Origin of the sequence: Marinobacter adhaerens HP15, assembly GCF_000166295.1 — a bacterium.
Classification (GTDB): Bacteria; Pseudomonadota; Gammaproteobacteria; order Pseudomonadales; family Oleiphilaceae; genus Marinobacter; species Marinobacter adhaerens.
The window spans coordinates 1,434,446-1,449,990 of sequence record NC_017506.1 but is presented as its reverse complement, the minus strand read 5'-3'; the positions used below and the strand labels follow the sequence as shown (position 1 = coordinate 1,449,990).

Sequence of the window (15,545 nt, the reverse complement as noted above, 5' to 3'; positions counted from 1 at the left end):
GCCGCCGGCCATAGAACCTAGCGACGCCTGTTCTCTTCCATCCTTGAAAGAAACTCCTGCATGATCAGGGTGTAGAGCTCGCCCCCCAGGAAGCAGTCTTCCACGCCCGCATCAATGCTCGGGTTGTCGTTGACTTCGATGACGGCAACCCGGTTGCCTGACTGTTTGATATCCACACCGTACAGCCCGTTGCCGATCAGTCTGGTGGCATTCAGGGCCGCCTGAATGACATTCCTTGGCACCTCATACGTGGGCATGGTCTCAAAGCCACCGCTCTCACTCTCGGATTCGCTGTGCTGATAGATCTGCCAGTGGCCTTTCACCATCATGTACTTGCAGGCGTAGATGGCCCGCCCACCGAGCACACCAATACGCCAGTCGTAATCGGTGTAAAGGTATTCCTGAGCCAGCACCAGGGCGGACTGCTTGAACAGGTCTCTCAGCCCGGCACGGAGGGTCTTCTCGTCTTCGGCCTTGGTTACGCCGCGGGAAAACGCACCATCCGGGATCTTGATAACTACCGGAAAACCCAGCTCACTGATGACCTGCTCGACAGCGTTCTTCTGATCTTTCGACAGGATGAGTGTCTTGGGCGTGGGAACCTTGTTGTTCTTCAGGAGATCTGCAAGGAACACCTTGTTGGTGCACTTGAGGATCGACACCGGGTCATCGATGACCACCATGCCCTCAGCGGCCGCCTTGCGGGCAAACCGGTAGGTATGATGATCAATGGCAGTGGTCTCACGAATGAACAATCCATCGTATTCCGGCAGGCGCATATAATCCCGGCGGGTAATCTGCTCAACGTTAATGCCCAGTTTACGGCCCGCCTTCTCGAAGCGCTTCAGGGCAACCTTGTCACTCGGCGGCATTTCCTCGTCGGGATTGACCAGCACCGCCAGATCATAGCGGTAACGGCGTCGGGCCCTTGGCTTACGCCAGACCATACTGCTGAAACGATCCAGGGCAGCTGCGAACACGTCCTGCTCCTGCTCGCCCAGATCCGCCGGAGCCGCCGGCTTCATGGACTCGATTTGCCACTGCTTGCGGCGCTTGAAGACAATTTCAAGAATCGGGCAAGGAAAACGCTCGAAAAGTGCCCGGGCGACCGGCTTCAGATCCGGGTGCTCGGCCTGGCCAAAGTAGGTCCGAATGCGCACTTCGTGGGTGGCCGCGCGCTCATCGCTGGCGGGGTCAATTGCCGAACCCGCTGCTTCCAGCCAGTTAATGACGCTTTCATCAAGCTCTTCCAGCTCAAGTGAAAACAGTCCTTTGCGGCCGAGATCATTGAGCGTCATCACCGAGGGTACGACATGGTGACCACGGGCCTCCGCCAGGAGTGAACAATAATACCCCTTGCTCAGGTACCGGGCGCTCTGACACAGGTTGATGACCCTGACCCGGCTGGCGGGCGGAGCTGAGAACTGGAGGTACTGATCAAACGTCAGCACGTCCTCACTGGGGTAATAAGGCGCCCAGTCTTTGGCGCGGTCCACTACGATAAGCAATCGGGACATTGAAGGCATTCCTCCCTGAAAGGTCTTGCCTGTGGTAATTGTGGCCACAATACGCCGGTCACAATCGCTGCACAATCGGCGCATAATGCGTGCTTTTACGCATCCTTGTGGTCTTTGCGTTACCCTGACTCTCACACATAATAGCGGAGTACGGGAAGCCCACCAGCATGCCCTCCTCGCGTTTTTCAAGGCCGCCTCTCAATGCCTGATTTCCAGCTCCGACAAGCCTCCAGCAAGGACCTCGACGCCCTGGTCTTGCTCGAAAACCGGTGCTTCACCGAAGACCGCCTCTCTCGGCGGAGTTTTCGTCGCTTTCTGGAAATGCCCAGAGACCGCTTGATTGTGGCCGAGGCCGATGGCGGGCTGGTGGGCTACTGCCTGGTTCTGATGAGCGCTGCCACCCGGCTCGCCCGGATCTACTCCATTGCGGTGTCGCCAGCTGTGCGTGGCCAGGGCGTGGGCGAGAAACTGGTACGGGAAGCAGAATCGGAGGCGGTAGACGCTGGCCGTATCATCATGCGCCTGGAAGTCCGCGAGGATAACAGAGGCGCCATCAACCTCTACAAGCGCCTGGGCTATCGCCAGTTCGGCACCTACCGGGACTATTACGAAGACCACGGAGACGCCCTTCGCTTCGAGCGGCGGATTCTGTTCTATGAGCCTTCAAGAGAATTTCCGGCCGTTCCCTACTATCCGCAGACCACGGATTTCTCCTGCGGGCCGGCGGCGCTGATCATGGCGATGGCAGCTCTGGATGAACAGCAACCACTCACAACCCTGGAAGAACTCAGGCTTTGGCGGGAAGCGACCACCATATTTATGCTCGCCGGCCACGGCGGCTGCGGCCCACATGGACTGGCGCTCGCAGCGTGGAATCGGGGTTTTGAAGCCAGCGCCTGGATCAGCATGGAAGGAGCCCTCTTCAAGGACACCGTCAGAAGCGAGGACAAGAAGCGGGTACTGGAGCTGGTACACGAGGGCTTTTTACACGACATCGGCAAGACAGGCATTCAGCTACACCATGACCCGCTGACCCTTGAAGCGATGGAAGAAGCGCTTCATGAGGGACGAATTCCAGTCATCCTGATCAGCACCTGGCAGCTGAATCGTAGCCGCGTTCCCCATTGGGTCACCGTCTGCGCGATTGACGACCAATTCGTGTACCTGCACGACCCGGAAATCGATGCTGAAATCGGCGAAACCGTGGCCGACAAGCAGTACCTGCCAGTCGACCGCCGGGTGTTCAGCCAGATTTCACGGTACGGCAGGAACCAGCCACTGCAGGCTGCGATCATCGTGGGACCCAAGCGACCGGCCTGATCAGCCGGTCCGCAGTGCCGCCTCTTTCAGCTCGGCGATATCATCACGCAGGCGCGCAGCCGTCTCGAAATCCAGTTCGGAAGCGGCCTTGTACATTTCATCCTCGAGCCGGGACACTTCCTTGAGGACCTCCTCCGGCGACCGATTGCCAGCCTTGGCCCGATACTGTTCCGCCTCTTCGGCTGCTTTCTGCCCCGGGCGCTCGGCCTTGCGACGGCCACGACCGCCGCCTCCGGCACCTTCCATGATGTCGGCAATCTTCTTGTTCAGGCCCTGCGGGGTAATGCCCTGTTCCAGGTTGTGAGCTTCCTGCTTGGCCCGGCGACGCTCTGTCTCATCAATAGCCCGCTGCATGGAGCCTGTAATCCGGTCACCGTAGAGAATGGCCTTGCCGTGAACATTCCGTGCCGCACGACCCATGGTCTGGATCAGTGAGCGCTCGGAGCGCAGGAAACCTTCCTTGTCAGCATCCAGGATGGCCACCAGCGAAACCTCGGGCATGTCCAAGCCTTCCCGCAGCAGGTTGATGCCCACCAGCACATCGAATTCCCCCCGCCGGAGGTCCCGGATGATCTCCACCCGCTCGACGGTATCGATGTCCGAGTGCAGATAGCGAACCTTGATGTCGTGTTCCATCAGGAAGTCGGTCAGATCCTCGGCCATACGCTTGGTCAGCGTGGTCACCAGAACCCGTTCCTTCACCTTCACCCGCGTGTGGATTTCCGAGAGCAGGTCGTCCACCTGGGTAGACGCGGGACGCACCTCGATTTCCGGGTCCAGCAGGCCGGTGGGGCGCACCACCTGTTCCACCACCTGACCCGCATGCTCGGCCTCGTAAGTGGACGGGGTTGCGGATACGAAGATCATCTGGGGCGCAATTCGCTCCCACTCTTCAAACTTCATGGGTCGGTTATCCAGCGCCGATGGGAGGCGGAAACCGTACTCAACAAGGGTTTCCTTCCGGGACCGGTCGCCCTTGTACATGGCGCCGATCTGGGGAATGGTCACGTGAGATTCATCCACCACCAGCAAGGCATTGGGCGGCAAGTAATCAAACAGTGTCGGCGGTGCCTCACCTGGGCGGCGACCTGAGAGGTAGCGCGAGTAGTTCTCAATGCCATTGCAATAGCCCAGTTCCAGCATCATTTCGATGTCGTACCGGGTTCGCTCTTCCAGGCGTTGTGCTTCCACCAGGCGGTTGTTGTCCCGCAGCTGCTGCAGCCGCTCATCCAGCTCAACCTTGATATGCTCGACCGCATCCAACACCGTCTGCCGGGGCGTCACATAATGCGATTTCGGGTAGATGGTGACCCTTGGCACTCGGCGCAGGACCTCACCGGTCAACGGGTCGAAATAGCTGAGATTCTCAACCTCGTCATCGAAGAGCTCGATGCGGATAGCTTCCTTCTCGGATTCCGCCGGGAATACATCGATCACATCGCCCCGAACCCGGTAATTGGCCCGGTGGAACTCGATATCGTTCCTGGTGTACTGAAGTTCGGCCAGGCGCCGGAGGATGTATCGCTGATCGATCTGATCGCCCCGGTCCAGATGCAGCATCATCTTCAGGTAAGACTGGGGGTCACCAAGGCCGTAGATAGACGACACCGTCGCCACAATGATGGCATCCGGTCTTTCCAGCAATGCCTTGGTAGCAGACAGACGCATCTGCTCAATGTGCTCGTTGATAGAAGCGTCTTTCTCGATAAACGTGTCCGACGAGGGTACGTAAGCTTCTGGCTGATAGTAGTCGTAGTAGGAAACGAAATATTCTACCGCATTGTCGGGAAAGAACTCCTTGAACTCACCATAGAGCTGGGCGGCCAGGGTCTTGTTATGGGCCATGATGATGGTGGGCCGCTGGACCTGCTGGATGACATTGGCGATGGTGAAGGTTTTACCGGAGCCGGTTACCCCCAGCAACGTCTGGTGTGCCAGACCGGATTGGATACCATCCATTAGCCCCTCGATTGCCTTGGGCTGATCGCCCGCTGGCTGGAACGGTGAATCAACCTGGAACACACCCTCTCTGGCGGAAACGTTTGCCTGATTACTGGCCATAACTGGCGGAAACCTCCGGTAAAACCGACGCACGGGCGAAACAGCCCCTGCCATTCGAGAAATTTAGCGATACACTGGCTTCATGATACCATCAGTGCGATCGACGGCTGGGCGTAAATCAGCCAGCAGCTCTGGCACCCGGCGGTCGCAGCCCTATCAGACGCAGCTTTAAGGAGCGCAAGTTTGGACCTTCAACTTTCCAGCCGAGTACAGGCTATCAAGCCCTCTCCCACCCTCGCAGTCACCAACAAGGCCGCGGAACTCCGCGCAGCAGGCCAGGACATTATCGGCCTGGGTGCCGGCGAGCCGGACTTCGACACACCTGATCACATCAAACAGGCAGCCATTGAAGCCATCAATAACGGCCAGACAAAATACACTGCCGTGGATGGTACGCCAGCCCTGAAAAAAGCGATTATTGCGAAGTTCAAACGGGACAACGGCCTGGATTACGAAGCCAACCAGATACTGGTAAGCAGTGGTGGCAAACAGAGCTTTTTCAACCTCGCACTTGCCACACTGAACCCGGGTGACGAAGCCATCATCCCTGCTCCGTACTGGGTGTCCTACCCGGATATGGTGCTGGTGGCCGAAGGCAAACCGGTCATTATCGAAACCGGCGCGGAGACCCGCTTCAAGATCACACCGGAGCAGCTGGAAAACGCCATCACCGAGCGTACCCGCCTGTTCGTGATCAACAGCCCCTCGAACCCGAGCGGCATGGCCTACACTCTGGAAGAGCTGCAGGCCATCGGCGAGGTGCTGAAGAAGCACCCGAACATCATGATCGCCACCGACGATATGTATGAGCCGATCCTCTGGACCGGCAAGCCGTTCTGCAACATCCTGAACGCCACGCCTGAGCTGTATGACCGCACATTCGTCCTGAATGGCGTATCCAAGGCCTACTCCATGACTGGCTGGCGTATCGGCTACGCCGCGGGCCCGGCGAAAATCATCGGTGCCATGAAGAAGATTCAGTCCCAGAGCACCTCCAACCCGGCCTCGATCTCCCAGGCAGCGGCACAGGCTGCGCTGGATGGCGATCAGGGCTGCGTAGGCGAGATGGTCAAGGCCTTCAAGGAACGCCACGACTGGCTGGTAGAAGCACTGAACAAGCTGCCAGGCGTTGAATGCCTGAACGGCGACGGTACCTTCTATGTGTTCCCCAGCTTCCAGGGCGCCATCGATGCCGATTCCAGCGTCAGCACCGACGTTGAATTCGCCGAGAAACTGCTGACCGACGCCGGCGTGGCACTGGTCCCGGGCTCCGCCTTCGGCTGTCCCGGCCACATGCGCCTGAGCTTTGCGACCAGCATGGAAAACCTGGAAAAGGCTGTCGAACGTCTTCAGAAAGCGCTTGGCTAAAAAGTTCTGGCCAGGGGTTGACGGGGCGGTATTGCCAACTTAATATACGCGCCTCGTCACACGACGACGTTCCCCGATAGCTCAGTTGGTAGAGCAACGGACTGTTAATCCGTTTGTCGCTGGTTCGAGCCCAGCTCGGGGAGCCACTATTCTGAAAGCCCGCTGATTCTCTGAGTTAGCGGGTTTTTTATTGCCTTCTGTTTTGCATTACGTTTTTTGACCACATCTTGAGTGGTGGTGCGTGCTCCTGCCCTAGCCTGCTGCATTCGGGGCTGGCGGTGTGGGGTCGCCCTCCCAAAAAACGCTACGAGCACGTCCATGTGCGCTTGACTGTGGCCATCCATGGCCACAGACATTTTTGGGAGGGCAACCCCACACCACCGATCCAGACCCAACGATATACTCCCGACTTATTCGCTGAGTTTCCGAAAGGCACCTAAGGATATGCGACTTGAATTTGCACCTAAATGTAGGTCGGATTGGCACAGCATAATCCGACCTAAGCCTGCATCTGTCTTTCGGGAAAATGCGGTCAACTGGAAGGTCTAAACGGGACAGCTGGCAGGGCTTTCCAAAACTGTAGAGGGCCATGGACGGCCCGAAACAAGCGCACACGGACGTGCTTGTAGCGTGTTTTGGAAAGCCCTGCCAGCTGTCCCTGCCACCATTAGTCAAAGGCTAGGTCAGGATTCGAGGGCCGGATAGAACTAGAGTCCGATCACCTCGGAGTGAATAGCCTCCAGGGCAGCCAGCGGGTCAGCCGCCTGAGTAATGGGGCGACCGATCACCAAGTAGTCGGAACCGGCTTTGAGGGCATCGGTGGGCGTCATGATGCGCTGCTGGTCGCCTTTGTCAGCGGTCAACGGACGGATACCCGGTGTGATCAACTTGAAGTCGGCGCCCTGCTCGGCTTTGAGCTTGGGTGCTTCCTGTGCGGAGCAGACGACGCCGTCGAGGCCGCAATTTTTGGTGAGGGTTGCCAGGCGGGATACCTGGGCTTCCGGGGAATCGGTGATGCCGATACCGGCAAGATCGTCGGCGTTCATGCTGGTGAGGACCGTGACGGCAATCAACAGCGGGCGATCCGCGCCAAAGCTTTCCAGGCGCTCCCGACAGGCGGTCATCATTTTCTCGCCACCAGAGGCATGCACATTGACCATCCAGACACCGAGGTCAGCGGCAGCTGCAACGGCAGCTGAGGTGGTGTTCGGGATGTCATGGAATTTCAGGTCCAGGAATACGTCGAATCCACGCTTCTGAAGCCCTTCCACCAATTGCGGGCCGGAACGAGTGAACAGTTCCTTACCCACTTTCAGGCGGCATTTACCCGGGTCCAGTTTGTCGACCAGCTCAAGGGCAGGATTCTGGGAGGGAAAATCGAGGGCGACGATGATCTTGGGATCGTTAGCGGTTTGCACGTTCACTTGTCCTGCAGAAATTCGGTAAAGGTTTATTCGGCTTCAACACCCTGGATCGGGCGCACGGTTTCCCATTGCTTGCAGCTTGGGCAAAGCCAGTGCAGCTGACGGCCAGAGAAACCACAGCTGACACAACGGTAGACGGGACGATTGGCGAGAATCAGGTGGCCAATACGGCTCACCAACCTGCCCTCATCAGTGGTCATGCCCTTCTCATAGCCGGCCATTTCCACCAGCCTGAGCAAGCCACGGACACTCGGGCGGGTTTCCAGTTCCTGCCTGAGCAAGTCGATAGCAGCCGGTCGCCCCGAGGCGCGCTCGACGGACTCCACCAGAGCCAGCAACAAACTGGTGCTCGGGTAGTTTTCGTAAAGCTTGCGCAGTTTTTTCGCCAACCGGCCAATGTCGCCGTGCTCGTGCTCAAGCTTCATGAGCCGGTCGATGGCTTCCGGCCCAAACTCGGGGTTCTGTTCGAATACTTTCAGGCATTGGCTGCCTGCCTCGCGATAGCTGCCCTGCCGAACCAGCAGCTTCATCATAATCAGATTGGCCCGTACGCAGGAGCGATCGTACTCAAGCGCCTCCTTGGCCAGTTTCTGGGCAGCCCAGCGGTCGTCCTGTTTCAGGGACTCTTCCGACAGCTCACACGTCAGGTAAGCCAGCACCTTGAACATTGCCGGGTCGGCGTCCCCACGTGTCAGCGTCCGGGCCACTTCGGCAGCCTTTGCCCATTCCTTTTCCTGTTGGTAGAGGTCGATGAGCTGCTGGGAGGAGTGACGACCGTAATCCTTGTCGCCCATCAACTGGTGCAACAATGCCTCGGCGCGGTCAAGGAGCCCCGCGTTCAGGTAATCGCGGGCAAGCTCGAGAGTCACCTGCGGGGAGAATCTCGGGGGCAATTCCGGCCTGGCCAGAAGGTTCTGGTGGATCAGTATGGCGCGATCGGTTTCGCCCTTGTTGCGGAAATGGCTGCCAATGGAGAGGTGGAGACTGACAGTATCCTTGTTGACCGCAAGGGACTGGACGAAATTCTCAACCGCCTGGTCGGAGTAGTTCGTGAACAGGAACTGGAGACGGTCCTTCACCGATTCCTCATCGGAAATCGTTTTGCCGGATCGCCTGTCACCGCTTCCCAGCCGGCCCACAAGCCAGCCAACGGCGACTGCAACCGTCAGCAGCAGCCACTGTAATACGATATCCATTAAAGAGTCCGGTCGTTCTGGGCCCTGGATTTCTCCAATGCCTGCTCGGCGCGATCAAGTCGTTTCTGAAGGGTTCGCCGGGACACCGAGTTGCGAACGGTGGCCAGCATGGTCATCAGCACGCCAACAAGGGCGCCGACAACAAATGCCATGATAATCCAGACGGCAACACCATGAGGTTGGGTTTCAAACAACAGAAAGTTGAGGGAGACTGCCATTTGATTGTTGAGCGAGAATACCAGTGCCAGCAGAACCAGGACCAAAACCAACAGAATAATGAGGATCTTCTGCAATCCTGCCATAGCGATAGCACTCCCAAAGGGCATTGATGCCCGAATTATACGCGTTCCCTGAGCAGCTGTTAAAAGCCTTTCTTCAAGCTGTCGTTGACCTGCTCTCTCAATTCCTTGCCGGGTTTGAAGTGCGGCACATATTTGGCTGGCAACTGAACAGCCTCACCGGTTTTCGGATTGCGCCCGGTACGCGCGGCCCGGTGATGAAGGGAAAAACTGCCAAATCCCCGGATTTCTATTCTCTGACCATCGGCAAGCGACTGGGACATGTGCTCGATGATGGTTTTTACAGCCAGTTCGACATCTTTAACGGAGAGCTGAGTTTGCTTGGAAGCAATCAGCTCGACCAGTTCGGACTTCGTCATGAGGCGTTTCCCTCTTTCATTTTTATTCGGCCGTCGGTTACCGGATTCCCATGACTACCTAGTTTAGCCAAACCAGAAAAAAACACAAAAAAAACGGGCTCTTAGAGCCCGTTTTTTTCGTACCAACCGGAAGATTAGTCCTTGTTGGCGTTTTGCTGCTGCATCTGCTCCTTGATGAGATCACCGATGGTGGTCGCACCAGAGGAAGTTTCCGCAGTTTTGGTCCGCACGTTTTCCAGTGCCTGCTTGTCGTCCTCAACATCTTTGGACTTCACAGACAGGTTGATGATGCGGTTCTTGCGGTCGATGCTGATGATCTTCGCTTCAACTTCTTCGCCTTCCTTCAGCGCGTTGCGTGCATCTTCAACACGGTCACGGCTGATTTCAGAGGCTTTCAGTACCGCTTCAACTTCGTCGTTCAGAGCAATGGTAGCTGCCTTGGCATCAACTGCAGACACGGTGCCCTTAACAATAGAGCCCTTGTCGTTCAGCTGTACAAACTCGGCGAACGGATCGCTCTCGAGCTGCTTGATACCCAGGGAGATACGCTCACGCTCCGGATCAACAGACAGGATAACGGTTTCAACTTCGTCACCCTTCTTGTATTCACGAACCGCTTCTTCGCCAGTCTCGTTCCAGCTGATGTCAGACAGGTGAACCAGACCGTCGATGCCGCCATCCAGTCCGATGAAGATACCGAAGTCAGTGATTGACTTGATCTTGCCGGAGATGCGGTCGCCCTTGTTGAAGTTGCTGGAGAAATCTTCCCACGGGTTGGATACGCACTGCTTGATACCCAGGGAGATCCGACGACGCTCTTCGTCGATATCCAGAATCATCACGTCCACTTCGTCGCCAACCTGGACAACCTTGGACGGATGGATGTTCTTGTTGGTCCAGTCCATTTCGGAAACGTGAACCAGACCTTCAACACCTTCTTCCAGCTCAGCAAAGCAGCCGTAGTCGGTCAGGTTGGTAACGCGTGCCTTGACCTTGGAACCTTCCGGGTAACGACCCTTGATATCAACCCAGGGATCTTCGCCCAGCTGCTTCAGGCCGAGGGAAACACGGTTACGCTCACGGTCAAACTTCAGAACCTTAACGCTGATTTCGTCGCCAACATTAACGATTTCGCTCGGATGCTTGATGCGCTTCCAGGCCATATCGGTAATGTGCAGCAGGCCGTCAACACCACCCAGATCCACGAACGCGCCGTAGTCGGTCAGGTTCTTGACGATACCCTTGATTTCCATACCCTCGGTCAGGGTTTCGAGCAAAGCTTCACGCTCAGCACTGTTTTCAGCTTCCAGAACGGCGCGGCGGGAAACAACCACGTTGTTACGCTTCTGGTCGAGCTTGATAACCTTGAATTCGAGTTCTTTGTTCTCCAGGTGCGCGGTGTCGCGAACCGGACGAACATCAACCAGCGAGCCAGGCAGGAAGGCACGGATGCCGGCCAGATCGACGGTGAAACCACCCTTGACCTTACCGTTGATGATACCTTTAACCACTTCCTCAGCTTCGAAGGACTTCTCGAGTACCTTCCAGGCTTCTGCACGCTTGGCCTTTTCACGGGACAGACGGGTCTCACCGAAGCCGTCTTCAACAGCGTCGAGAGCTACATCGACAACGTCGCCGATAGCAATTTCCAACTCGCCTTTTTCGTTAAGGAACTGGGAGGCGGGGATAACGCCTTCGGACTTCAGTCCGGCGTTAACGGTGACCCAGTCGTTATCGACGTCTACAACGGTTCCCTGGACGATGGAACCCGGTTGCATGTCAATTTCTTTCAGGCTTTCTTCAAAAAGATCCGCAAAGCTCTCGCTCATTATGAGTCCTATATGATCAACGCAAGTGTACTCCGTGCCACCAGCAACACGGTCTGTTAACAAGTTCCGGACTAAGCCTGTGGCTGGCAGATAGCGCTACATCCGGCATTTCAACGACAAAAAGGTGTAGTCAGGCCTGACCTGCTGCGGCCATACACCTGTCCAACACCTCTTCTATACTCAACCCCGTAGAATCAATGACTTGCGCATCATCTGCGGGCTTGAGAGGGGCTGCGGAACGGTTCATATCCCGTTCATCACGAACCCGTATCTCCTCTAAAAGGGCGTCAATATTAACATCGACACCCGCGTCCTTCAACTGGCTATAGCGCCGCTGGGCCCTCTCCTCGGCGCTTGCCGTAAGGAAGATTTTTACCGGTGCATCCGGAAAAACCACCGTTCCCATATCCCGGCCATCGGCAACCAGGCCCGGCGCCTGCCGGAAGTCCCGCTGGCGTTGCAATAGCGCATCCCGGACCGGCTGCATGACCGCCACCTTCGAGGCGTTGTCGCCAGCCGATTCTGTACGTATATCTGCTGTCACATCCTGGCCGGCAAGAATTACTTTTACCGGCTCACCTTCCGGAGTGGGCTCAAAGGCCACATCCAGTCCGGCGGCGACTTTTACCAGGCCGTTCTCGTCATCCAGAGACACGCCCTGGCGAACCGCGGCCAGCGCCGTCAGCCGGTAAAGGGCACCACTATCAAGAAGATGCCACCCGAGCTTTCGGGCCAGCATCTGGGTGATGGTGCCTTTGCCGGAACCTCCGGGACCATCAACGGTAATCACCGGCGCACTGCTAACAACCATTATTCAGCCCCCTCGGCTGAGATATTGATCCCCGTTCCTTGCGCAAGTTCCACAAAACCGGGGAAAGACGTAGCCACGTTCGCACAGTCGTTCACCGTAATGTCACCCGCAGCGCGCAGGGAAGCGACCGCAAAGGACATCGCGATGCGATGGTCGCCATGACTGTTCACGGTACCGCCACCGATGGTCTGACCGCCATCGATAATAATGCCGTCAGGCGTGACGGTGGTCTCGACTCCCAGTGCAGCAAGGCCATCTGCCATCACCTGGATCCGGTCGCTTTCCTTGACCCGAAGTTCCTCTGCGCCTCGCAGCACCGTACGGCCGTTAGCACAGGCCGCGGCAATGAACAGCACCGGGAATTCGTCGATGGCCAGGGGCACCTGATCCTCAGGGATGTCGATGCCCTGGAGCTCCGCGGAGCGGACCCGAAGGTCAGCAACCGGCTCACCACCGATTTCGCGCTCGTCCAGAATCTCGATATTGGCGCCCATCTGATTCAGGATGTTGATCACACCAACCCTGGTCGGGTTCATTCCAACGTGGCGAAGGATCAGATTGGAGCCCGGGGCGATACTGGCCGCGACCAGGAAAAACGCAGACGACGAAATATCGGCAGGCACATCAATATTGGTCGCCGTCAGTTTGCCGCCACCACTGACACTGGCGGTCGCACCATCACGGTGAACGTGATAGCCAAAACCCGCGAGCATGCGTTCGGTATGATCACGGGTAGGCGCGGGCTCGGTCACCGATGTACTGCCCTCGGCATAAAGCCCGGCCAGCAGAAGACACGATTTCACCTGGGCACTGGCCACCGGCATTTCATAGTGAATACCGGACAGCTTCTGGCCACCACGGATTTTCAGTGGCGGGCGCCCCCCTTCTGCGGTATCGATAACGGCGCCCATCGCCCTGAGCGGATCGGCAACCCTCCCCATCGGGCGACCGGAGAGACTCGCATCGCCGGTCAGCTCGGAATCAAAGGGCTGGGCCGCCAGCAAACCTGCGAACAGCCGCATGGCGGTTCCCGAGTTACCCAGATACAGAGGCCCGCGGGGGGCCTGAAGCCCGTGCATGCCAACACCATGGATGCGAACAAAGCCGTCGTCCGGGCCTTCAATGGTAACGCCCATATCCCGGAATGCCTGGAGCGTCGCCAGGCTGTCTTCACCCTCCAGAAACCCTTTCACTTCGGTTACGCCATCTGCCAGAGCACCCAGCATGATGGACCGGTGCGACATTGACTTGTCGCCGGGCACCCGGATATCACCGGTGATCGCGCCACCGGGCTGAAGACGGAACGTTACCTGCTTTTCACTGTTGTTTGTCACGTAAGCCTGTCCTGAGAGCATCTTCGAAAAATGTTCACGCGCCGCCTTGGCGCGACTGAAAACCCGCAACAACGTGGCGCTGTCCTGATTGGCAATGGCAGTGCGCAGTTGTTCGAGGTCGTGGGTAAAGTGGTCAATGACACGAAGAACCGCATCACGGTTCGACAGAAAAATATCGTGCCACATCACCGGATCGCTGGCCGCAATCCGGGTGAAATCCCTGAAGCCACCGGCGGCGTAACGGAAGATGTCCATGTTCTCATCTTCACCCGCCAGGGTATCTACCAGGGAGAACGCGATCAGGTGGGGCAAGTGGCTGGTGGCTGCCAGCACCTCATCGTGATACGCCACCGACATGGTCAGCACCGTGGCACCGCACCCCTCCCAGAGCCCTTTCAGGCGAGCCAGGTGGGGCTGGCTGACATTGTCCGGCGGCGTAAGGATGACCTTGTGGTTGGCGAACAACTCGGGATTGGCCGCCCGGATGCCGCTCTTCTCGGAACCGGCAATGGGATGACCGGGAATAACCAGAGGCGACAAGCCGCCGAACACGGCCTCAACATCGGCTACGAAGCTGGATTTGGTACTACCGACATCCGTGAGTATCGCGTCCGGCTCTAGAGCCGGGCGAATCTGCTCAAGAACCGCGCGTGTTGCCCGTACCGGAACGGCAAGCACAACCAGGTCCGCGCCACGAACCGCATCAGACACCGTTGACGCCGCCTGATCGATCACACCCAACTCTTTACCGAGCTGCAGTTCCTCAGTGCGATGGTCCGCACCAACAACCGTAACCGCAAGCCCTTTGCGACGGATCGCGCAGGCCAGAGAGCCACCGATAAGCCCCAGGCCAATCACCGCTACCCGTTTAAACAGAGGCTCGGAAGACGTCATATCAGTCGCTGAGCCCCGATGCAGTCAGGGCCTGGGCCAGAGCTTCAATAAAGCGCTCATTTTCTTCCGGCAGCCCTACGGACACCCGAAGATGCCGGGGCATGCCATAGCCCGCGATGGGCCGGACAATTACACCGTGTGCGAGCAGAGCCTGGTACACGCCCATGGCCTGCTCCCCCACTTCCACGGCAACGAAGTTCCCGGCCGACGGAATGTAACCGAGCCCCATCCGGTCAAACGCCTCCTGCAACTGACGCAGGCCCGCTGTGTTCACATCCCGGGAACGCTGCAGGTAATCCTCATCATCCAGAACGGCAGTGGCGGCAGACAGGGCAACCGTATCCACGTTGAACGGCTGACGCACCCGGTTAAGAATGTCTGCAATGGCCGGCGAGGAGATGCTGTAACCTACCCGCAGAGCCGCCAGCCCCCAGGCTTTGGAGAACGTGCGGCAAACGATGAGATTCGGGAAACGGGCCAACAGCTCGACACCGTCCGGGTATTGATCACCGGTCAGGTATTCACAGTAGGCCTCATCCAGAACCACAAGCACGTTCTCGGGGATTTTCTTCAGGAACGCCTCAATGGCTTCCGCCGTGTGAACGGTACCCGTCGGGTTGTTCGGGTTGGCGACAAACACGAGGCGAGTGCGATCAGTAACCGCGGCAGCCATGGCGTCCAGATCGTGCCCCCATTCCCGGGCAGGCACAGACACACCCCTGGCACCGATGGCCTGGGTCACAAGCGGGTAGACAGCGAACGCGTACTGGGAGAAAACCACTTCGGAATCTGCATCGGCGAAACAACGGGTAATCACTTCCAGTACATCGTTGGAGCCGTTACCAAGGGTAATCTGATCCATTCCGACGTTCAGGCGCGTCGACAGCGCCTGCTTCAGGTTGAATCCGTTGCCATCGGGATACAAACAAAGCTCGGAGAGGGCCCTCCGCGCAGCCGACAGCGCTTTTTCGCTGGGCCCCAGCGGGTTTTCGTTGCTCGCCAGCTTGATGATCTCTGCCGGATTGAGGCCAAGCTCACGGGCCAGCTCTTCAATCGGCTTGCCCGGCTGATAGGGTGAGAGGGCCTGTACGCCGCGAACCGCCAGGCTCTGATAATCAATAGCCATAAATCGT

The 15,545-nt window shown here is 57.7% G+C and carries 12 protein-coding genes and 1 tRNA gene; 3 read left to right on the top strand and 10 right to left on the bottom strand.

Annotated elements, in window-relative coordinates; translation table 11 throughout:
• Positions 1–17: 17 nt before the first annotated feature.
• Positions 18–1,517, bottom strand: coding sequence for a RimK family protein (locus HP15_RS06905; protein ID WP_041645158.1), 1,500 nt, complete (start codon positions 1,515–1,517; stop codon positions 18–20).
• 201 nt (positions 1,518–1,718) lie between these two features.
• Here HP15_RS06905 and rimI point away from each other — a divergent pair, with 201 nt between their 5' ends.
• Positions 1,719–2,837 (top strand): ribosomal protein S18-alanine N-acetyltransferase, encoded by a 1,119-nt coding sequence (gene rimI / locus HP15_RS06900; protein ID WP_014576798.1) that lies wholly within the window; start codon positions 1,719–1,721, stop codon positions 2,835–2,837.
• On the opposite strand, the gene uvrB is transcribed toward rimI, so the two are convergent.
• Positions 2,838–4,898 carry an excinuclease ABC subunit UvrB gene (gene uvrB, locus HP15_RS06895; RefSeq protein ID WP_014576797.1) on the bottom strand — a complete coding sequence of 687 codons (2,061 nt, stop codon included), beginning with the start codon at positions 4,896–4,898 and terminating at the stop codon, positions 2,838–2,840.
• Between the two features lie 183 nt (positions 4,899–5,081).
• Between uvrB and HP15_RS06890 the strand changes: the two genes are divergently transcribed.
• Together HP15_RS06890 and HP15_RS06885 are read left to right on the top strand one after the other, a co-directional pair.
• Positions 5,082–6,266, top strand: a complete 1,185-nt coding sequence (locus tag HP15_RS06890) for a pyridoxal phosphate-dependent aminotransferase (protein WP_014576796.1) — start codon at positions 5,082–5,084, stop codon at positions 6,264–6,266.
• Between the two features lie 70 nt (positions 6,267–6,336).
• Positions 6,337–6,412 (top strand) — tRNA-Asn (locus HP15_RS06885).
• Positions 6,413–6,973: 561 nt separating this feature from the next.
• Here HP15_RS06885 and pyrF read toward each other — a convergent pair.
• The 8 genes from pyrF to hisC all read right to left on the bottom strand — a co-directional run bounded on the left by pyrF (position 6,974) and on the right by hisC (position 15,538).
• Positions 6,974–7,684 carry an orotidine-5'-phosphate decarboxylase gene (pyrF, locus tag HP15_RS06875; protein WP_041645156.1) on the bottom strand — a complete coding sequence of 237 codons (711 nt, stop codon included), beginning with the start codon at positions 7,682–7,684 and terminating at the stop codon, positions 6,974–6,976.
• 32 nt (positions 7,685–7,716) lie between these two features.
• A complete protein-coding gene (lapB, locus tag HP15_RS06870) occupies positions 7,717–8,886 on the bottom strand; it encodes a lipopolysaccharide assembly protein LapB (protein WP_008172059.1) in 1,170 nt (389 codons plus the stop codon).
• The gene (locus HP15_RS06865; protein WP_008172060.1) at positions 8,886–9,188 is read right to left on the bottom strand and encodes a LapA family protein; all 303 of its coding nucleotides are present in this window, start codon (positions 9,186–9,188) and stop codon (positions 8,886–8,888) included. The genes lapB and HP15_RS06865 overlap by 1 nt, the downstream gene beginning before the upstream one ends.
• A 59-nt stretch (positions 9,189–9,247) precedes the next feature.
• Positions 9,248–9,544, bottom strand: coding sequence for an integration host factor subunit beta (locus HP15_RS06860; protein ID WP_008172061.1), 297 nt, complete (start codon positions 9,542–9,544; stop codon positions 9,248–9,250).
• Positions 9,545–9,678: 134 nt separating this feature from the next.
• Complete coding sequence (gene rpsA, locus HP15_RS06855; RefSeq protein ID WP_014576794.1) at positions 9,679–11,373, bottom strand: 30S ribosomal protein S1; 1,695 nt, start codon at positions 11,371–11,373, stop codon at positions 9,679–9,681.
• Between the two features lie 130 nt (positions 11,374–11,503).
• Positions 11,504–12,184, bottom strand: coding sequence for a (d)CMP kinase (cmk, locus tag HP15_RS06850; RefSeq protein WP_014576793.1), 681 nt, complete (start codon positions 12,182–12,184; stop codon positions 11,504–11,506).
• Positions 12,184–14,412, bottom strand: coding sequence for a bifunctional prephenate dehydrogenase/3-phosphoshikimate 1-carboxyvinyltransferase (locus HP15_RS06845; protein ID WP_014576792.1), 2,229 nt, complete (start codon positions 14,410–14,412; stop codon positions 12,184–12,186). The genes cmk and HP15_RS06845 overlap by 1 nt, the downstream gene beginning before the upstream one ends.
• Position 14,413: 1 nt before the next feature.
• On the bottom strand, positions 14,414–15,538 hold the full coding sequence (hisC, locus tag HP15_RS06840) for a histidinol-phosphate transaminase (RefSeq protein ID WP_014576791.1): 1,125 nt from the start codon (positions 15,536–15,538) through the stop codon (positions 14,414–14,416).
• Positions 15,539–15,545: the final 7 nt, after the last annotated feature.